The organism is Amycolatopsis sp. QT-25 (assembly GCF_029369745.1).
Taxonomy (GTDB): domain Bacteria; phylum Actinomycetota; class Actinomycetes; order Mycobacteriales; family Pseudonocardiaceae; genus Amycolatopsis.
This window is the reverse complement of sequence record NZ_CP120210.1, coordinates 5,063,596-5,082,596: the sequence shown is the minus strand read 5'-3', so window position 1 is coordinate 5,082,596 and position 19,001 is coordinate 5,063,596. Positions and strand designations below refer to the sequence as shown.

Annotated in this window: 16 protein-coding genes; 11 read left to right on the top strand and 5 right to left on the bottom strand. The window is 70.1% G+C overall.

Annotated features, from left to right (window positions below; translation table 11 throughout):
* The first annotated feature begins 54 nt into the window (after positions 1 to 54).
* The 5 genes from P3102_RS23445 (at position 55) to P3102_RS23425 (ending at position 5,058) form a co-directional block, all read left to right on the top strand.
* Positions 55 to 828 (top strand): TetR/AcrR family transcriptional regulator, encoded by a 774-nt coding sequence (locus P3102_RS23445; protein ID WP_276361789.1) that lies wholly within the window; start codon positions 55 to 57, stop codon positions 826 to 828.
* Between the two features lie 70 nt (positions 829 to 898).
* On the top strand, positions 899 to 1,930 hold the full coding sequence (tdh, locus tag P3102_RS23440) for an L-threonine 3-dehydrogenase (RefSeq protein ID WP_276361787.1): 1,032 nt from the start codon (positions 899 to 901) through the stop codon (positions 1,928 to 1,930).
* The gene (locus P3102_RS23435; RefSeq protein WP_276361786.1) at positions 1,930 to 3,111 is read left to right on the top strand and encodes a glycine C-acetyltransferase; all 1,182 of its coding nucleotides are present in this window, start codon (positions 1,930 to 1,932) and stop codon (positions 3,109 to 3,111) included. The genes tdh and P3102_RS23435 overlap by 1 nt, the downstream gene beginning before the upstream one ends.
* Positions 3,108 to 4,022: a LysR family transcriptional regulator gene (locus P3102_RS23430; RefSeq protein WP_276361784.1), complete on the top strand. Its 915-nt coding sequence runs from the start codon at positions 3,108 to 3,110 to the stop codon at positions 4,020 to 4,022. Before P3102_RS23435 ends, P3102_RS23430 begins: the two co-directional genes overlap by 4 nt.
* Positions 4,023 to 4,062: 40 nt before the next feature.
* Positions 4,063 to 5,058, top strand: a complete 996-nt coding sequence (locus P3102_RS23425; RefSeq protein WP_276361783.1) for a TerC/Alx family metal homeostasis membrane protein — start codon at positions 4,063 to 4,065, stop codon at positions 5,056 to 5,058.
* 487 nt (positions 5,059 to 5,545) lie between these two features.
* On the opposite strand, the gene P3102_RS23420 is transcribed toward P3102_RS23425, so the two are convergent.
* Both P3102_RS23420 and P3102_RS23415 read right to left on the bottom strand, forming a co-directional pair.
* The gene (locus P3102_RS23420) at positions 5,546 to 6,328 is read right to left on the bottom strand and encodes an alpha/beta fold hydrolase (protein WP_276361781.1); all 783 of its coding nucleotides are present in this window, start codon (positions 6,326 to 6,328) and stop codon (positions 5,546 to 5,548) included.
* A 60-nt stretch (positions 6,329 to 6,388) separates the two neighbouring features.
* Complete coding sequence (locus P3102_RS23415) at positions 6,389 to 7,021, bottom strand: TetR/AcrR family transcriptional regulator (protein ID WP_276361779.1); 633 nt, start codon at positions 7,019 to 7,021, stop codon at positions 6,389 to 6,391.
* Between the two features lie 48 nt (positions 7,022 to 7,069).
* Here P3102_RS23415 and P3102_RS23410 point away from each other — a divergent pair, with 48 nt between their 5' ends.
* The 3 genes from P3102_RS23410 to P3102_RS23400 are packed head-to-tail and all read left to right on the top strand — an operon-like array spanning position 7,070 to position 10,340.
* The gene (locus P3102_RS23410; protein ID WP_276361778.1) at positions 7,070 to 8,017 is read left to right on the top strand and encodes a patatin-like phospholipase family protein; all 948 of its coding nucleotides are present in this window, start codon (positions 7,070 to 7,072) and stop codon (positions 8,015 to 8,017) included.
* Complete coding sequence (locus P3102_RS23405; protein ID WP_276361776.1) at positions 8,014 to 8,862, top strand: SDR family oxidoreductase; 849 nt, start codon at positions 8,014 to 8,016, stop codon at positions 8,860 to 8,862. Before P3102_RS23410 ends, P3102_RS23405 begins: the two co-directional genes overlap by 4 nt.
* Positions 8,859 to 10,340: an NAD(P)/FAD-dependent oxidoreductase gene (locus P3102_RS23400; protein ID WP_276361775.1), complete on the top strand. Its 1,482-nt coding sequence runs from the start codon at positions 8,859 to 8,861 to the stop codon at positions 10,338 to 10,340. The genes P3102_RS23405 and P3102_RS23400 overlap by 4 nt, the downstream gene beginning before the upstream one ends.
* Positions 10,341 to 10,387: 47 nt before the next feature.
* Here the strand turns inward: P3102_RS23400 and P3102_RS23395 are convergent, their stop codons facing one another.
* Positions 10,388 to 11,140 (bottom strand): hypothetical protein, encoded by a 753-nt coding sequence (locus P3102_RS23395; protein ID WP_276361773.1) that lies wholly within the window; start codon positions 11,138 to 11,140, stop codon positions 10,388 to 10,390.
* A 4-nt stretch (positions 11,141 to 11,144) separates the two neighbouring features.
* Positions 11,145 to 11,735, bottom strand: coding sequence for a papain-like cysteine protease family protein (locus tag P3102_RS23390; RefSeq protein ID WP_276361772.1), 591 nt, complete (start codon positions 11,733 to 11,735; stop codon positions 11,145 to 11,147).
* A gap of 380 nt (positions 11,736 to 12,115) precedes the next feature.
* Between P3102_RS23390 and P3102_RS23385 the strand changes: the two genes are divergently transcribed.
* Positions 12,116 to 14,926, top strand: coding sequence for a LuxR family transcriptional regulator (locus tag P3102_RS23385; protein WP_276361770.1), 2,811 nt, complete (start codon positions 12,116 to 12,118; stop codon positions 14,924 to 14,926).
* Between the two features lie 99 nt (positions 14,927 to 15,025).
* On the opposite strand, the gene P3102_RS23380 is transcribed toward P3102_RS23385, so the two are convergent.
* Positions 15,026 to 15,952: a hypothetical protein gene (locus P3102_RS23380; protein WP_276361769.1), complete on the bottom strand. Its 927-nt coding sequence runs from the start codon at positions 15,950 to 15,952 to the stop codon at positions 15,026 to 15,028.
* Between the two features lie 291 nt (positions 15,953 to 16,243).
* Between P3102_RS23380 and P3102_RS23375 the strand changes: the two genes are divergently transcribed.
* Both P3102_RS23375 and secD read left to right on the top strand, forming a co-directional pair.
* On the top strand, positions 16,244 to 16,645 hold the full coding sequence (locus tag P3102_RS23375) for a hypothetical protein (RefSeq protein ID WP_276361767.1): 402 nt from the start codon (positions 16,244 to 16,246) through the stop codon (positions 16,643 to 16,645).
* Positions 16,646 to 16,703: 58 nt separating this feature from the next.
* On the top strand, positions 16,704 to 18,980 hold the full coding sequence (secD, locus tag P3102_RS23370) for a protein translocase subunit SecD (RefSeq protein ID WP_276361766.1): 2,277 nt from the start codon (positions 16,704 to 16,706) through the stop codon (positions 18,978 to 18,980).
* Positions 18,981 to 19,001 lie beyond the last annotated feature (21 nt).

Here is a 19,001-nt window from a genome sequence, read left to right as displayed (position 1 = left end):
AAGCGTAGCATTAACTTCGTATGGGGTACGGAGTAGGTTTTCTATGATGGCCCCATGAGGGAGATCACCGGTGGCGATCCGGGGCGCACGATCGCCACGTTGTGGGGAACCCGGAAGCTCCCGCGGCGCGGGCCCAAGCACACGCTGACCACCGGGCAGGTTGTCGCGGCCGCGGTCGGGCTCGCCGACGGTGGCCAGGACCTCGCCACGCTGTCGATGCGCCGGGTCGCGGAGTCGCTGGGCGTGGGCACGATGTCGCTCTACACCTACATCGCCTCGCGGGAGGAACTCCTCGAAGCGATGCTCGACCACGTCTGCGCAGAAGCCGTGGAGGATCTGGGCGAACCAGGCGACCAAGGCTGGGAGGACGGACTGCGCGAGGTCGCGAGGGTGAACTGGGACCTCTGTCTCCGGCATCCGTGGGTACTGCAGGTGTTCACCGGACGCCCGTCGCTCGGGCCGCGGTCGATCGCCAAGTACGAACGCGAACTCGCCGTGGTCGAGGGCCTTGGCCTCACCGACGTCGAGATGGACTCGGTCATCACGCTGGTGCACGACCATGTCGAAGGAGTCGCCCGCCGCCGGATCGAGGCCGATCGCGCGGTCCGCCGCACCGGGATGAACGACGAACAGTGGTGGGAGAAGGTCGGGCCCTCGCTAGCCGAAGTCTTCGATCCGGCCCGGTTTCCGCTCGCGGCGCGCGTTGGTCGGGCAGCGGGGGAGGTGCACCGAGGAGCCCACAACCCCGAGCACGCCTACGCCTTCGGGCTGGCCCGGCTACTCGAAGGGGTGGCCACGCTGATCGGTGAGCGGGCGGGCTCCTTGTGAAGACACGCTAACGAGGGATTTCAGAAACTCGCGATGGACCGAACAGCACGGGCGGACCAGACTTCGCGCCATGAAGGCATTGGTCAAAGCCGACCGAGCACCGGGGCTGGAACTCGTCGACGTTCCGGACCCCGCCGTCGGCCCCGGCGACGTCGCCGTCCGCGTGCTGCGGGCCGGGATCTGCGGCACCGATCTGCACATCGACTCCTGGGACGACTGGGCGGCGCGCACCATCGCCGCGCCACTGGTCGTCGGGCACGAGTTCGTCGGCGAGGTGGTCGAGATCGGCCGGTCGGTGACGACGGTCGAGGTGGGCGACCTGGTCAGCGGCGAGGGGCACCTCGTCTGCGGAAGCTGCCGCAACTGCAAGGCCGGGCGACGGCATCTGTGCGCCAGGACCAAGGGCCTCGGCGTGCACACCGATGGTGCCTTCGCGCAGTACGCCGTCCTGCCCGAGCAGAACGCCTGGGTGCACCGCACCGAGGTCGATCTCGACATCGCCGCGATCTTCGACCCGCTCGGCAACGCCGTGCACACCGCGCTGTCCTTCCCGGTCATCGGCGAGGACGTGCTGGTCACCGGCGCCGGCCCGATCGGGATCATGGCCGCCGCGATCGCGCGCCACGCGGGCGCGCGCAACGTCGTCGTCACCGACGTCAGCGAGCACCGCCTGGAACTGGCCCGCAAGGTCGGCGTCGACCTCGCCCTGGACGTCTCCGCCTCGACCATCGCCGACGCGCAGGAGCGGCTCGGCATGGCCGAAGGCTTCGACGTCGGCATGGAGATGAGCGGACGGCCCGAAGCGCTGCGCGACATGATCGCGAACATGTCCCACGGCGGCCGCGTCGCGCTGCTGGGCCTGCCCGCTTCCGACGTGTCGGTCGACATCGCCTCCGTGGTGCTGAAGATGATCCAGATCAAGGGGATCTACGGCCGCGAGATGTTCGAAACGTGGTACTCGATGTCCGTGCTGTTGCAGGCAGGGCTGGACATCTCGCCGGTGGTCACCCACCGGTTCGGCTACACCGAGTACGAGAAGGCGTTCGCGACGGCCAGGGAAGGCCGCTGCGGCAAGGTCATTCTGGATTGGACGGAGAACTGATGTACGGCGCGATACGCGACGACCTCAAGGCCGGGCTCGCCGAGATCCGGGAAGCGGGGCTGTACAAGGGCGAGCGGGTGATCCAAGGGCCGCAGCGGGCTTCGGTCAGTGTCGCAGGCGGCGACGTCCTCAACTTCTGTGCCAACAACTACCTCGGCCTCGCCGACCACCCCAAGCTGATCAACGCCGCCCAAGAGGCGCTGGACCGCTGGGGTTTCGGCATGGCGTCGGTGCGGTTCATCTGCGGGACCCAGCAGCCGCACAAGGAACTCGAAGCGAAGCTCTCGGAGTTCCTCGGCACCGAGGACACGATCCTCTACAGCTCCTGTTTCGACGCCAACGCCGGGCTCTTCGAGACGTTGCTGACCGACCAGGACGTCATCATCTCCGACGAGCTCAACCACGCGTCGATCATCGACGGCGTCCGGCTCTGCAAGGCGAAGCGGATGCGTTATCGCAACCGCGACGTCGCGGATCTGGAGGCCCGGCTGAAGGAGGCGTCCGGCGCGCGGTACCGGATGATCGCCACCGACGGCGTGTTCTCGATGGACGGCTACCTCGCGCCGCTCGACGAGATCTGCGAACTGGCCGAGCGCTACGACGCCCTGGTGATGGTGGACGACTCGCACGCGGTCGGCTTCACCGGTCCGACCGGGCGCGGCACGCCCGAGCTGTTCGGCGTCCAGGACAAGGTCGACGTGCTCACCGGCACCCTCGGCAAGGCCCTCGGCGGTGCGAGCGGCGGCTACACCTCGGGTCGCGCGGAGATCGTCGAGATGCTGCGGCAGCGCTCGCGGCCGTACCTGTTCTCGAACTCGCTCGCGCCGTCGATCACCGCGGCCGCGCTCGCCACGCTGGAACTGCTGGAGGAGTCGAGTGAACTGCTGGGCAAGCTGCGCGCCAACACCGAGCTGTTCCGGCGGCGGATGACCGAGGCCGGTTTCGACCTGCTCCCCGGCGAGCACCCCATCATCCCGGTGATGATCGGCGACGCCGCCAAGGCGGGGAAGATGGCGGATCTGCTGCTCGACCAGGGCATCTACGTGATCGGGTTCTCGTACCCGGTGGTGCCGCACGGTAAGGCCCGGATCCGGACGCAGATGTCGGCGGCGCATTCGACCGAAGACGTCGACCGGGCCGTCGACGCGTTCGTGACAGCAAGGTCCATGATGGACGAATGATCGATCCGCGACGGCTGCGCGTGCTGCGCGCCCTCGCCGACCACGGCACCGTGACGGCGGCGGGCCAGGCACTGCACCTGACGCCGTCCGCGGTCTCCCAGCAGCTGGCCGCCCTCGAAGCCGAGTGCGGCCGGCAGCTGCTTCACCGCCGGGGCCGCCGGGTTTCGCTGACTCCCGCCGGTGACCTGATGGTGGGGCATGCCAACGCCGTCGCCGCCGAGCTGGAGCGGGCGCGGGCCACGTTGGCCGCGCTCGACTCCGGTGTCCAGGGCTTGGTGCGGCTGGCGAGTTTCGCCTCCGCGATCACGATGGTCGTCGCGCCGGCGATCGCCTCGTTGCGCGCCGGTTCGCCAGGGGTGTCCATCCAGGTGCAGGACGTCGAGGGGCACGCGAGCATCCCGCTGCTGCTCGACGGCGAGATCGACCTGGCGATCACCGAGGAGTACCGGCTCTCGCCACGGACGGACGAAAGCAGGCTCACCCGGTTCCCGTTGTACGTGGAGCCGTTCGACGCCGTGCTGCCCACCGCGCACCGGCTCGCCGAAGCGTCCGAAGTGGACATCGACGAACTCGCCGATGACGACTGGATCGCGCCGAAACCCGGCAATCCCTGCCGTGACGTGCTGATGATCGCGTGCGCCAATCCGGGGATCCGGCACGTCTCCGACGATTTCCACGCGATCACCACCCTGGTCGCCGCGGGCGAGGGGGTGGCTTTGGTGCCGCGCAACGCCTTCACCGCTGTTCCCGGCGCGGTCGCCGTCCCGCTGCGCGGCGAGCCGCCACTGCGCCGCGTGTTCGCCGCCGTCCGGCGGGGGAGCGCGGACCATCCGCTGCTCGAGACCGTGCTCTCCGCGTTGCTGGACGCCGCGCCCGGTCATGCGAATGCGGGCCGGGCGAACCGCACTTAAGATCCTCCTCACCTGCCGTCGAAGGAAAGACAGGGTGCGGATGCTCCAGATCGATGGCCTCACCTGGATCGTCACGATCGGGCTGGTGCTCGGGCTTCTGGCCCTCGACCTCGTCCTCGCGGCCGTGCGGCCGCACAAGGTCGGCTTCGGCGAGGCGGTGGCCTGGTCGGTCGGCTACATCCTGGTCGCGGTGGCGTTCGGCGTCTGGCTGACGCTCGCGCACGGCGGCGACTTCGGACAGCAGTACTTCGCGGGTTACATCGTGGAGAAGAGCCTGTCGGTCGACAACCTCTTCGTCTTCGTGATCATCATGACGACCTTCGCGGTACCCGAGGAACACCAGCACAAGGTGCTCACGTTCGGCATCGTCGTCGCGCTGGTCATGCGCGCGATCTTCATCGCGCTCGGCGCCACGCTGCTTTCGTTGTTCTCCTTCATGTTCCTGCTGTTCGGCCTGCTGCTGATCTACACCGGTGTCCAGCTGTTCCGGCACCGCGACGAGGATCCGGACGTCGAAAACAACGTGGTGGTGCGGACCGCGCGCCGCCTGCTGCCGCTGTCCACCGAATACGACGGCGGCAGGCTGCTCACGCGCGTCGAGGGAAAGCGCGTGGGCACGCCGCTGGTGGTGGTGCTGCTCGCGATCGGCGGAATCGACCTGTTGTTCGCGCTGGACTCGATCCCCGCGGTCTTCGGGGTCACCGACGAGCCGTACCTGGTCTTCGCGGCCAACGCCTTCGCCCTGCTGGGCCTGCGTGCGCTGTACTTCCTGGTGAAGGGCCTGCTCGATCGGCTGGTGTACCTGTCCGCCGGGCTCGCGATCATCCTCGGGTTCATCGGGATCAAGCTGATCCTGCACTGGGCCCATGTGGACATCGACGAAAGCGTCCCGGAGATCTCCACGCCGGTGAGCCTCGCGGTGATCATCGGCATCCTCGTGGTGGTGACGGTGGCGAGCCTGCTCAAGACCCGCAAGGATCCCTCCGCCAAGGCACATCCGGGCTCGCTGCGCGGCTCACGTCCCGAAGAGCGCTAGCGCCAGCCGTCCGTGAGCAGGTCGAAGATCCGTTCGACGTCCTTCCGCGGACCCTGCCTGCCCCGGGTGAGCGCCGGAATGTCCAGCACGAATCGCCCCGCGCGTCTGGCTGTGACGGTTCAGCCTCGTTGCCGAGATTCGGCTACGAACCAGGCCTCGACGTGTGCCGCCAACGCGACGGCAACCCAAGACCGGGCAAGTCGTTGCCGAAATGCGGCCACGACTCACTCTTCGGACCACAGCTTCACTGCCGTGTGCAGCACCCTTGATACGTCCGGCTTACCGCGCTCCTGTCGCGTCGCCGAAATCCGGCCACGGTCCGGGTCTCCCGGTGAGCTGCCAACGCGACAGCGTCCCGAACCAGGCATCCGTCGCCAGAACACGGCTCCCCGCGAAGCGGGATCCCACGTGCCGCGCCCTGGCTGCGACGGTCACCACGGGCCACGTGCTCCTTCGCCGCGATGGACACCTACCCGGCCGGAACGGTCTAGCTCAGGAAGTCGCGCACCAGCTCGCTCGATTCGGGGCGGCACTCGTCGAAGTAGGCGTGCCGTGCGCCGGCGAAGAGGTGCATTCGCGCGCCGGGAATCCGTTCCGTCAGCAACGGCGCGTTCGCCACGGGCGCGAGCAGGTCGTCGTCGCCGTGGAGGACCAGCGTAGGTGCGGTGATCTCGGGCAGCACGTCCCAGGCGTCGTGGGTCTTGCTCGCGACGAGATGCCCGCGCACCGCGTGCGGCGGCATGTCGTGGGCGCCCAGCACCCGGTACGGGCCGGGATTCGCCGCTCGCCAGGCCGGCGTGTACATGAGATCCTCCAGCGTTTCCCGTGCCTCCACGGAGGACCGCCGGGCCAGCGCGAGCCGGACGTCGTTCGACCGCTCGACACCGTGCGCGCCGCCCGGCGAGGTGCAGCCCAGGACGAGCCGCCGCACCCGGCCGGGATACCGCGCGGCGACCCACTGCGCGACCCGGCCGCCCATCGAGGTGCCGTAGACGTCCACTTCGGAGATCTCGAGCGCGTCGAGGACCGCGAGCACGTCGTCCGCGAAGCCCGGTGTGGAGTAAGCGGAATCGGGTGCGTCACTGGCTCCGGTGCCCCGGTAGTCCATGGTGATCGTGCTCGGGAAGTCCCCACGGGTGCGGTCCCACCACGTGTGGTCGTTCGCCTGCCCGGCCAGCAGCACGAGCGGCCTGCCCGTGCCGTGCCACTGGTAGGCCAGCCGGGTGCCGTCGGCGGCGGCGGCGTGGTCGAGGCGGGGGAGCGTGGTCATCCTTCTCCTGTTCGGTCGTCCGAGCCGGCCCGAGGGCCACTCGCCGCGGAAGCGCGACGGTCACTGACGTGCCGCGATCCCGTCGTACATGACCCGCCGGATCGCCCGGCTCATCGCGGCCTGCCGCTCCGGTGACGGGTCGCGCAGTTCGGCCAGGATGGACGCGAGGATCATCCCGGTGATCGCGCGGGCGGTGCAGTCGACGTCCAGATCCTCGTGCAGATAGCCGAGGCGGACACCGTGATGCAGGTAGCCGGCGGTCAGCTCGGCCGCGGTCTCGTGGAAGTCCAGCACCCGTTCGCGCATCTCGGCGTCGATGCCCGCCGCTTCGAGCAGGAGGAAGCGGGCCATCCGCGGATCGCCGCCGAAGATCCGGGCGAGCGCGTCACCGATCCGCGCGCTCTGCTTGCGATACTCGGCGAGGCTGTTGACCGCGTCCGGAGCGTTGTCCGCCGCCAGCGCGCCGACCACCTTCTCGACCAGGTCCGTGATGACGTGGTCGACGATGTCCCGCTTGTTCTGGAAGTACCGGTAGAAGGTGCCGTGCCCGATGCCCAGCCGGGCGGCGATGTCGGCGATCCCCGTCGCGTGGTAGCCGCGTTCGGCGAAGCAGTCGAACGCGGTCTCCACGATCTCGCGCCGTAGTTCCTGCTTCTTCCGCGCGGCCCTGCTGACCGGGGTCTCCGTCGTCATTCCGTCAGCTTATTGCCCACCACGTTCGAATGACATACCGTTCCGAAAATGACACGTCATTCCGCGAGAGCGCTGGTACTCGGCTGCGGTGGGACCTTGGGGTTCGCCTGGACGGCAGCGGTGCTCGACGCGTTGCACGCCGTGGCAGGCTGGGATCCCCGCGAGGCGGACCTCCTGGTCGGGACTTCGGCGGGCGCCGAGGCGGCGGCGATGCTCGGGGCGGGCATCCCGGCGAAAGCGATCCTCGACGCGGTGGCAGGCGCTCCCGGTGGAGACGCCGTCGTCGCGGCGCACGTACGGCGGGTGCCGAACCGGTTCCCGTCGCTGCCGTCTCCGCGCTGGCCCGCGGCCGGGCTGGCCCGGGCCGCGCTGCGCCGGGACGTCGACACGCTCGCCGGTCTCGCGGGTCTTCTGCCTCGGGGCAGTGGAGACGCAGGCCGGTTCCGCGAACTCGGGGACGCGCTGGCACCCGGCGGCTGGGTCCCGCATCCCGCGACCTGGCTGGTGGCCGCGGATCCGGCGGGTGAGCGGGTCGCGCTCGGTTCCCCGCACGCGCCGCCCGCCCGGCTCGGCGAGGCGATCGCCGCTTCGTGGGCGATCCCCGGCTGGTTCCCCCCGTCCACGGTGGATGGACGACCGCTGCTCGATGGCGGGACGGTTTCCCCGACGTCGGCCGATCTCCTGCTGGGGCACGACGTCGGCGAAGTCGTGCTCGTCGCGCCGATGAGCAGCGAAGGCGGGGCTCCGGCACGGGGTCCGGCCAGGCTGGAACGCCTGCTGCGGGCGGTGATGACCCGGCGCGTGGACGACGAGACGCGACGGCTGCGCGCGGCCGGGGTCCGGGTGGTCCGGATCGAACCGGGACGGGCCGATCTCGCCGCCATGGGCGCCAACTTCATGGACGGACGGCGGCGGGAGCACGTGCTCACCACCGCGTTGCGGACGGCGCCCGGTCTGGTCGCCAGCGCCTTCGGACGAGAGGGAGTGCGCGCATGAGCAAGTACCCGGAGCTCGGCCTCCACGGGGCACACGTGGCGATCACCGGCGCGGGCCGGGGCATCGGCCGGGCGACCGCGGAACGCATGGCCGCCCTCGGCGCGCGCGTGTCCATCGGCGATCTCGACCGCGAAGCCGCGAAGCGCACCGCCGCCGACATCGGCGGGACAGCGCATCACCTCGACGTCGCCGACCCGGCGTCCTTCGCCGCTTTTCTCGATGACGCCGAACAGGCGAACGGGCCGCTGGCGGTGCTCGTCAACAACGCGGGGATCATGCCCAACGGCGGCTTCCTCGACCTCTCCGACGCCCTGAACCGGGCGACCATGGAGGTGAACTTCTTCGGCGTCGTCCACGGTATGCGGCTGGCCCTGCCCGGCATGCTGGAGCGCGGACGCGGGCACATCGTCAACGTCGCGTCGCTGGCCGGGAAGTTCCCCGTCAAAGGGCTGGCGATCTACAACGCCGGCAAGTTCGCCGTCGTCGGGCTGACCGCGGCGACGCGGCTGGAGTACGCGCCGCACGGCGTGAGCGTCTCCGCCGTGTTGCCGTCGGCGGTCGACACCGCCCTCGCGTCCGGGCTCGACATGCGGCCGATCCCGAAGGTGAAGCCGGGCAGGATCGCCGACGCCGTCGTGGCTTCCGTCCGCACCAGGGCCGCGGAGATCGCCGTACCCGGCTACGTCGGCGCGCTCGCCACCCTCGCGGCCGTCACTCCCGAGCCGGTGCTCAACGCCTTCCGGCGGCTGATCCGGGACGACCGGGCCCTGCGCCCCGATTCACCCGAGCGGGACGGCTACCGCGCCCGCCTCCACCAGGACATCCACCGGGAGGAAAACGCATGAACGCGCAGTACGACGCCGTCGTCGTCGGGGCCGGTTTCGGCGGGATGGGCGCGGCGATCCAGCTCAACCGTCTCGGCTACGACAACCTGCTCATCCTCGACCGCGAGTCCGACCTCGGCGGCACCTGGCATGTGAACCGCTATCCCGGCCTGGCCGTCGACATCCCGTCGGCCACCTACTCGTATTCGTTCGAGCCCAACCCGCACTGGTCGCGCCTCTTCGCACCGGGCGCGGAACTCAAGCGGTACGCCGAACACGTCGCGGACGAGTACCGGCTGCGGCGATACATGCGGTTCGGTGCGGTGGTCACCGGCGCGGTCTGGGACGAGGCGAACGCGCACTGGACGGTCTCCCTCGCCGAGGGCGAGCCGGTCACCGCCAAGTACCTCCTCACCGCGACAGGGTTCCTTTCCCAGCCGAAGAAACCCGACATCGCCGGGATCGACACCTTCGGCGGCAAGGTCGTCCACACCACCGCCTGGGACGACGGCTACGACCTCGCGGGCAAGCGGGTGGCGGTGATCGGCACCGGTGCGACGGCGGTCCAGTTGATTCCCGAGCTCGCGAAGATCGCCCGGGAACTGACCGTGTACCAGCGGACGCCGATCTGGGTGAGCCCGAAATTGGACTTCCCGGTGCCCAAGGCCGTCCGGCGCGCTTTCGCCGCCCTCCCGTTCACCCAGCGGGCCGCCCGGCTCACCGGGACCGCGCTGCTGGAACTGATGATGGTCTCCGGTGTCCTGCACTACAAGCAGCTGCCGATGGCGAACCGGCTCGGCAAGCTGTGGTGCCACGCGCATCTCCGCCGCCAGGTGCGGGATCCGGGGCTGCGCGCGGAACTGACGCCGCGCTATTCCTTCGGCTGCAAGCGTCCGACGTTCTCCAACGAGTACTACCCGGCGTTCACCAAGGACCACGTACACCTGGAGACGACGTCCATCGCGAAGATCGACGAGACCGGGATCGAGACCACCGACGGCCGGCGGCGGGAGATCGACGTCCTGGTGCTGGCCACCGGATTCGATCTGTGGGAGGCGAACTTCCCGGCGATCGAGATCATCGGGCGCGACGGCCGGAATCTCGGGAAGTGGTGGCGGGAGAACCGGTTCCAGGCCTACGAGGGGGTCGCGATCCCCAAGTTCCCGAACTTCGTTTCGCTCAACAGCCCGTATTCCTACTCGGGACTGTCCTATTTCACCACCATCGAGACGCAGATGCGGCATATGGACCGGCTCTTCGGCGCGATGCGGCGGCGCGGCGCCACCGAGTTCGAGGTCACGCAGGAGGCCAACGACGCGTTCCTCGACCGGATGACCGAACGCCTCGGTAATTCGATCTTCGCTCTCGGGAACTGTGCCCCGGCGAACAGCTACTACTTCAACCCGCACGGGGAGGCGACCCTGCTCCGTCCGTCCTCCACGCTGAACGCCGTCAAGGAGGCGGGGAGTTTCCCGCTCGAGGACTACACCTTCGCCTAGCGGACGACGGGTGCCGGGACTCCGCGCGGTCCCGGCACCCGTCGCGCTCACTGCCTGCGGAGCCGGAGCGTGACGGCCGCGCCCGCCGCGGCGAGGAAGACCGCGCCGAGGGCGTAGGGCCACCACGGCACCGAGGTGTCGCTCACCGGGGAGGCGCCGTAACCGCCGGCGGCGCCGGTGCGGTCGTAGGTCGAGCCGGGGAGCTTGTCGGCGTAGCGGCTCTGCAGTGCCTCGCGATAGGCGGCGAGCGTCATCTTCTCGCCGGTCTTCGCGACCGAGGAGCCGTCGAGGACGGTCACGGTGTCCCCGTCGACGGCATACCAGGCGCCCGCCTGCGGTTCGCTCAGGAGGTAGCCCTTGTTGACCTGCGCCGCGAGGCGCTTTTCGACGTCACCCGAGGCGACGTTGTAGACCGACCAGCCCGAGCCCTCGCGCTGCGACCACACGGTCGCCGCGTCACCGTTGCCGAGGGTGGCGGGTGTGGCGACGTAGGCGAGTTCGGCGGGCACGGCGGACGTGCCGGCGATGAACGCCGCGGTCGGCTGGTAGACCGCCACCGGTGTCCGCGGATCCGCCTTCGCGGTCCTGGCCGCAACGGCGGTATCGGCCTTGGCGGCGCCGGGGAACACCGCCTTGGCGAGCCGTTGGGTGGTCGCGTCACTGGTGACCACAGTGGACACCACGGCGAGGTCGGCGGCGGTGGGCGCGCCGCCGGGGGCGTCGGCGGCGGAGGCATGGCCGCCGAGTGCCAGTGACAGTCCGAGGGCGAGGATCGTGGCGCCGAGGAAGGTTCGCTTCATGGTTTCAGTCCTTGATCCCGTAGACGGTGTGGGTCCAGGTGAACGAATTGTTGGACCGGTAGGCGTTGTAACTCATCTGGTTGTAGCGGGGGCTCGAGCCCCACGGGTCGCCGTAGTAGACCGTCGTCGCGCCGTTCGTGTTGTCGTAGCCGTAGAGCACGTGCATGTGGCCGCCGCCGTTGCGCCACCCGATCCGGGTACCGATCGGCTGCCGCGCGTCGACCTGCCCCTTGACGGAGGCGAAGCTCAACGTCTGGCCGGAGGAGCTGTAGCTGCCGACACTGCTGAACCCCAGCCAGCGGAACACGCGCTGCTGGTCACTGAGGTAGCCCTGGTTGTTCGCACAGTCCGTGCCGGACTCGTCGTGCGCGATCTGACAGAACTTCGTCTGCGTCAGGCTGTGCCCCCACCAGGCGGCGATGGTGTTGCCGCTGGCGTCCCAGCACCAGTTGCTCTTCTCCTGTGCCTGCATCTTGATCGGGACCGTGGTGGCGGCCGTGCCGGCGGGCGCCGCGGCGGCGGGCGCCTGCAAGGCGACCATCGCGGCGACACCGGCGCAGGCCGTGGCCAGCCCGCGCCTGAATGAGGTTTTCACCGTCGGAACACTCCTAACTGGATGGTCGAACACGAACGCGCGGGCGGCTACCCGACGGAACAAGTGGGGACTTCGGCTACCCGTCTGGGTGGCCGACCGGCGCGAGCGGGGACTTGCGCTGTGAAGAAGTGACAGAGGGGCACTGCGAACAGAGTGAGATTCACCCTCTGGTGGGACTCGTGGCAAGGCGCACGGCAATACCTAAGGGTCCGTATTACCGCCGCGCGGATCGGGCCACCGCGGGGCTTCGTCACCCGATCGAGTTAACGGCGCGGGAGGCTGGTGACTGCGGCGGTGTGGACCAGCGGAAAGCGTGCGGCCCGTGGTCACTGTTCGTGTTCCCGCCTTTCGGCGGGTGTCCGGTCGGTATGGTCCCGAGCATGCCGACGAGCGGTGCGGCATCGGTGTTCGTGGCCCGCGACATCGAATTGGCCGAACTGGTGCGCGTCGCCTCGCGCCCGCCGTCGGTCGCCGTCGTCGAGGGTGAACCGGGTGTGGGCCGGAGCCGTCTGCTCGAAGAACTGGTCGCCCACCCCGGGATCGCTGCGCGCGTGGTCTGGTCCGCCCGGTGTGTTCCCTTCACCCGCCCGTGCCGGCTGGCGCCCTTGGTCGACGCGTTGCTGGGGAGCGGCGACGTGGCCGCCACCCACGCGGCGGGGTTCTCCCCGGTGACCGGCGTTCTGCGGCGGCTGATCCCCGAATGGTCGGCGTGGCTGCCGCCGTTCCCCGAAAACGCCGACGACGGCACCGTCCGGCAGCAGGAGTTCCGGGCCGTGCGCGAAGTGCTGACCGGGTGCGGTCCGGCGGTCCTGGTCCTCGACGACGTCCACGCCGCCGACGACGACACGTGGGAATTCCTGCGCGGGCTCGCGGCTTCTCCGGCGCCGTCGCTGAGCGTGGTGGTCAGCGCGGTTTCGGGTGGACCGCGGCGGTTCCCGCCGCTGCCGGGCACCGCCGCGCAGCTGTCCTTGCGGGCGTTCAGTGCCGTACAGGTGCGGACGCTGCTGGACGCGTCCTTCGGCCGCTGTGCCCCGGAGTTCGCCAAGGCGGCGCATCGGCGGACGTCCGGGATCGCCGTCGATCTGACGGCTCTGGTCCAAGGCTCCGGTGAGGCGCTCCCGGCGACCGTGCCGCCGGCCGTCCGAAGCCGTGTCGCCGGGCTCTTGGCGGCGATCGGCCCGGCCGCTCGGGACGTCGTCCGCGCGGCCGCGGTGCTGGGATCGCCTGCCGGGGAAGCGGAGCTCGGCGCGGTCGCGGCGCCGTCGTGCGGGGAGATCTCCGGCGCGGTCGCCGAAGCGGTGGAAACGGGACTGCTGTGCGATCTCGGCCGCGGCCGGTACGTCCCGGGAAGTCCGCTGATCGGTGAAGCGGTCTACGCCTTGCTTCCCGGGCCTCATCGGTGCGCGATGCACGGACGCGCCGCCGAGCGGCTCGCCGCGGACGACGAACCGCTCGCGTCGCTCGTCGCCCGCCACGCGCGGCTGGCGGGCGACCTCGCCGGGTGGACACAGTGGACCGGCACCGCGGTCGACGATGCCATCGAAGACGGCCGGACGGAGGAAGCGGGCCGTCTGCTCGAAGCGGCTTTGCGGGACGCGGAGCTGCCGCGGGCCGCACGCGAATCGTTCGCTGTCCGGCTCGGCAGGGAACTTCCGCGCAGCATCGCCCACGCGGACACGGTCCGGCTGCTGCGGGAGATCTTGCGCGAATGGCCGCTGAGCAAGGCCGCGCGAGGCGAGATCCGGGTCAATCTCGGTCAGGTGCTGATCAATCAGGTGGGCAAGGTCGACGCGGGCAGGCTCGAAATCGAACTGGGCGCGGCCGACCTCGGCAGGCGGCAGGCGCTGCTCGCCAGGGGATTGGTCACCCTGGCGCTACCGCATATCGGGACCGTGCCGGTGGAGGAGAACCTCCGCTGGCTCGCCGAGGCCGAGCAGGTGAGCAAGGGGGAACACGACGCGGGAGTGCTCGCCGCGATCGCCGCCAACCGGCTTTCCGCGCGGATGCAGATCGCCGACCCCGGGGTGTGGCAGGACATCGCCGACCTGCCACCCGTGCCGGAGTCGGCCGAGGTCTGCCGCCAGGTGGCCCGCACCTACATCAACCTGGCCGACGCGGTGGCGTGGAACGGGTATCACCCGGTCGCGCGGGCGTACCTCGCGACCGCGCGACGGCTGATCCGCGACGATCACCAGCCCTATCTCGACGCGCTGGCCGACGGCACGGAACTGCGTCTGGACCTCGCGATGGGGCAGTGGGCGAGCGTCGCGGAGAAGGCACGGGCGATGCTGACCCGGGTCGACAAGGACAGTTCGCTGGCGGCCGAGCCGCTGCTCGTGCTCGGCTGGTACGAGTACGGGCAGCACCGGCCGGCGGCGGCACTGCGCAGCTTCGACGCGGCGTTCGCGCTATCCGCCGGCAGCGTTCCGGTGCAGGCGTCGGCCTACGCGGGTCGCGTCGCGGTCCATCAGGCGGGCAAAGATCTCCATGCGGCGCTACGGCTGGCCGAGTACGGGCTGGAAACCGTGCGCCGCAAGAACAATTGGGTGTGGGCGGCCGAACTGATGCCGTTCGCCGTGCGCACCATGCTCGGGCTGGGGCAGCACGTCGAGGCGCGAGAGCTGCTCGGCGAATACCGGCAAGGCATCGACGGCAAGGACGCCCCGGTCGCGAACGCGTCCGCGCTGCTGTGCCGGGGGCTGCTCACCCGGGCGCGGGGCGAGACGCTGCCCGCCGGTGAGCTGCTGCTCGGTGCCGCGCAGGCGTATCACGCGCTGCCCCTCCCGTATTTCGCCGCCTACGCCGACGAACTCGCTGCCGGATGTTTCGCCGAAGCTGGAGACCTGGTGCGGGCCGTCGCTTCCTTCACCACCGCGGAAACGGCGTACGCGAGCCTCGGCGCCGCCGTGGACGCGCTCCGCTGCCGCCGGTCCCTGCGCCGCTGTGATCCGGAGATGCCCCGGCGCGGCCGCAAGGGTTACGGCGAAGCGTTGTCGCCGAGGGAACTCGAGGTCGCCCGGCTCGCCGCCCGGACCCTCACGAACCGGGAGATCGGCGAGCGGCTGTTCCTCTCGCCGCGGACGGTCGAAATCCACATCGGACGGGCGCTGCGCAAACTGGGGCTGCCGTCGCGGACCGTCCTGACCGAGGAGCGGCTCGAAGGACTGACGGTGAAGGATACGGGACGTTGAGTGTCCCGGTTCCCCCATCGTCGCTCAGGCACGCCGGTCTCGGTCCTTGTTCGATCGTCGTCCCGAAGACCGAACCCGAGGTGATCGTCCGCGAGATCGTCAGGACGACGTCAGCGTCCGCCTGAGTTCTTCATAGGTCGGGGCGAGCTTCCGAAGTGTCTCGGCGGCACGCGTGTCGTCTTCGGTGACGAGGTCGTACTGCAGCGAACCGACCATTCGCGACTGCGCGGTGAGGACGGCTGCGGCGTCTTCGCGGCCGATCCGGCGCAGGCACGCCGCCGCGTCGGCCTGCCTCCGCGCGCCGACGCGGATCGCGAAGTGCACGAGGGGTCCGCGCAGGTCCGGGTCGCGACCGGCCTCGATCCGGGTGGCCAGTGCGAGTGCCGCTTCGCCGTTGCCGAGACTGCCGGGCGGCAGACCACCGGCGGTTTCGCCACCGAGCCGCCCGATGGCACGGGGAAGCGACGCGACGATCGCGGCTTCGTCGTCGACGACGGTGTGCCGGACGAAATTCGTGCGCATCGTATGCGGTTTCCCGTAGGCGACGGTTTCGGCCAGCCAAGCGGCGGCGAACTCCCGCTGGGGGATTCGCGCGTACGGATATCCCTGCGGGTCGTGGGCGATGACGGACTCGTCGTCCACGGCGAGCGCGACCAGGAAGTGGTCGGCGCCGATCGGGCCGGTCATCCCCGGCTGGTGACGCAGATGCCCCATCTCGACCGGTCCGATCAGGACCGGGCCGGCGGCGAGGCTTTCGACGAGCCGGGCGAAGGCGGTGTCCGGATCCGGTTCGCTGACTGTTTCCGCGCTCCAGCCGAGGGCGTCGAGAGCCTCACCGATGCCGAGGTCGGGATCCCAGCCGAAGGCGTCGAAGAACGGCAGCGATCCGCCGATCAGCTGCATGCCGAACGGGCTGCCGGTGACGGTTTCGAGCACGTCGATTTCCGGCGCGTCGGAGCCCAGCATCATCGCGAGGGAGTGGGCGTAGCAATAAGGGCCGGAGCCACGGTAAGGAAGATCGATCACGTGTTCGACGATGGCAGTTTTCGCGTGAAAACGCCAGCCTCTTCGTTTTCGTCCGTTGTGGACGGTGGCCCGCGAATCATCACCGTCCGGAGATTTCGGGGCCACTCGACAGGTCCATCCAGGCGACACCGCCGGCGCCGGGGAGTCCGGACCGAGCCGCGGTGCCCGGCCCGACCCCAGCGGCCGGGCACGACCGGAAGGAACCCCCGACGACGAACTCAGGTCGAAGACGCGCGTGGGGGTGGGCGCGTTCGAGCAGTAGGGTGTCGGCGAGGACCAGGGAGCGTGTCGATGACAGCGCAGGGGCTGGAGAGCAGGAGGGACCGGACGGCCAGGCAGGCCGTGCCGGCGCTGCTCGCCGCCGTGCTGACCGCGCTCGGGCTGTTCCTCGCGCTCCAGTCGGCCGATTCCGCTTCGGCGGACGAGTCGCGCCGTGCGAACGCGGCGGTCGACTCCTCGGTCTCCAAGGCCGTGGCGCCGGTGCGTGCCGCGGGCAGGCTCGCCGCCGAACCTTCACTGCTGGGTGTGCACGGTCACGGTGACCTGCCGCTCTTCGGGACCGTCCCGCACGGTCCTGCGTCGACGACGTTGCTCCGCCTCGGCGGACTCGACGACGACGTCCTCCGTTCCCCGCGCACAGCGGATCGCCTCGCGCCAGGGGAACGCGCTCCTCCGGTCCCGGTAGCCGTCTGAAGCACACGGGCGCGTCTTCCGCGTGCCCGAACCGGGAACTCATCGAGGAGAAACCTTCGTGCCGCGCGAAACCGCGCGGCGAGGCATGACCGGGCGAGCCGTCGTCTCGCTGGTCGTCCTCGCCGCGACCGGGTACCTGTTGCTGACCACCGCCCCTCGGCTGGGGCTCGATCTGCGTGGTGGGACGCAGATCGTGCTGGAGACCAAGGATTCGCCCACCGTCACCGCCGACGCGGAAACCACCGACCGGACGCTCGAGGTGCTGCGCCGCCGGGTCGACGCGCTGGGCGTCGCCGAGCCCATGCTGGCCCGCTCGGGGGACGACCGGATCATCGTCGAACTGCCCGGAGTACGGGATCCGCGCGAAGCCGTCGAAGTGATCGGCCGCACCGCGCAACTGTCCTTCCACCCCGTGCTCGGCACCGGTGCCGCCTCCGGTGACTCCCGGGTCCTTCCCGACGAGAGCGGCCGTCCGATCACGCTCGGACCCGCCGCGCTGACCGGTGAAGGTGTCGACGAAGCACTTTCGTCGATCGATTCCCAAGGTGGCGGCTGGCTCGTTTCCGTCGCGTTCAAGGGGGAGGCCGGCCGGGCCTGGGAGCGGCTGACCGGGCAGGCCGCCTGTTCGCCACCCGGCGACCCGGCCCGCCGGGTGGCGATCGCGCTCGACGACAAGGTGATCTCGTCGCCGCAGGTGAGCCCGCAGATCGCCTGCGGGGTCGGGATCGTCGGCGGGAGCACGCAGATCACCGGGCAGTTCTCCCCGGCCGAGGCGAAGGATCTGGCGCTGCTGATCAACGCCGGCGCGCTGCCGACGCCGGTCGAGATCATCGAGCAGCGCACCGTCGGACCCACGCTCGGTGCCGCCGCCATCGACGCGAGCGCGCGTGCCGCCGTGATCGGCCTGACGCTGACCGCGCTGTTCCTGCTCGCGGTGTACCGACTGGCCGGGCTCATCGCCGTGGGCGCGCTGGTGACCTACGCCGCCGTCTCCTACGCCGCGCTGCTCGCCGCCGGCGCGACGCTCACCTTGCCGGGGCTCGCCGGATTCGTCCTGGCGATCGGCATGGCCGTCGACGCCACCGTGCTCGTCTTCGAAAGGGCGAGAGAGGAACACTCGGTCGATCGGGGAGGTGCACTGCCGCGGTCGGTCAGTCGCGGGTTCAGCGGCGCGTTGTCGGCGATCGTCGATTCGAACGTGACGACACTGCTCGCCGCGGGACTGCTGTTCTGGCTGGCGTCCGGCCCGGTGCGCGGATTCGGGGTGACGTTGTCGATCGGTGTCGTCGTCGCGTTGTTCATTTCGCTCGTGTTCACCCGCTTGCTGCTGCACCTGACGATGCGGGGCTTGGTCGCGCGCAGACCGCGGCTTTCCGGGCTCACCCACGAGGGCCGGATCCGCCAGTGGGTGAACCGCCGCGACCCCGGGTTCCTCGCCAGGCCGCGGCGCTGGCTGATGGTGGCGGGAGCGGTCGTCATCGCCGCGATCGCCGGGCTGTTCGTGGCCGGGCCGAACCTCGGCGTCGAGTTCACCGGCGGCAGGGTCGTCGAATACAGCACTTCGGCGCCCGCCGACGTCGAGCGGGTGCGGGAGGCCGTCTCCGACGCCGGATTCCCTCGCGCCGTCGTGCAGACGTCCGGAGAGAAGGACATCTCGGTCCGCACCGAACCGATCGACGACGGCGCCACCGAACGGATCAGAACCGCCGTCGCGTCGATCGCGGGTGACGCCACCGAGATCCGCGACGAGCGGATCGGCCCGAGCCTCGGCGCCGAACTGCGCGCCAAGGCGGTCATCGCGCTCTGTCTCGCGGTGCTGGCGCAGCTGATCTATCTGGCGGTGCGGTTCGATTGGCGGCTCGGGGTGGCCACGGTGGCCGCGCTCGCCCAGGACGTCCTGCTCATCCTGGGGATCTTCGCCTGGCTGGGCAGATCCATGGACGGCGTCTTCCTCGCCGCGTTGCTGACGGTGATCGGATACTCGGTCAACGACTCGGTGGTGGTCTTCGACCGGGTCCGCGAAGTGCGCGGGCAACGCCGCGAAGAGCCGTTCGCCCGCGTCGTCGGCACGGCGGTGCTCCAGACGCTGCCCCGGACGATCAACACCGGGATCGGGGTGCTGTTCGTCCTCGGGGCGCTGCTGTTCCTCGGGGACGGGTCGCTGGCGGACTTCGCCCTCGCGCTCCTGCTCGGTCTCGTCGCGGGCACAGTGTCCACAGTGGCCACCGCCGGTCCCGTCACGATCCTGCTCGACAAGCGGTGGCCCGGGGCCGGACGTCCCCTCAGGAAGACGCCGCGGACACGGTCGCGCGAAGACAACGGCGCGGTGGTGTGATCGACGTTCCTTTGTGGACCG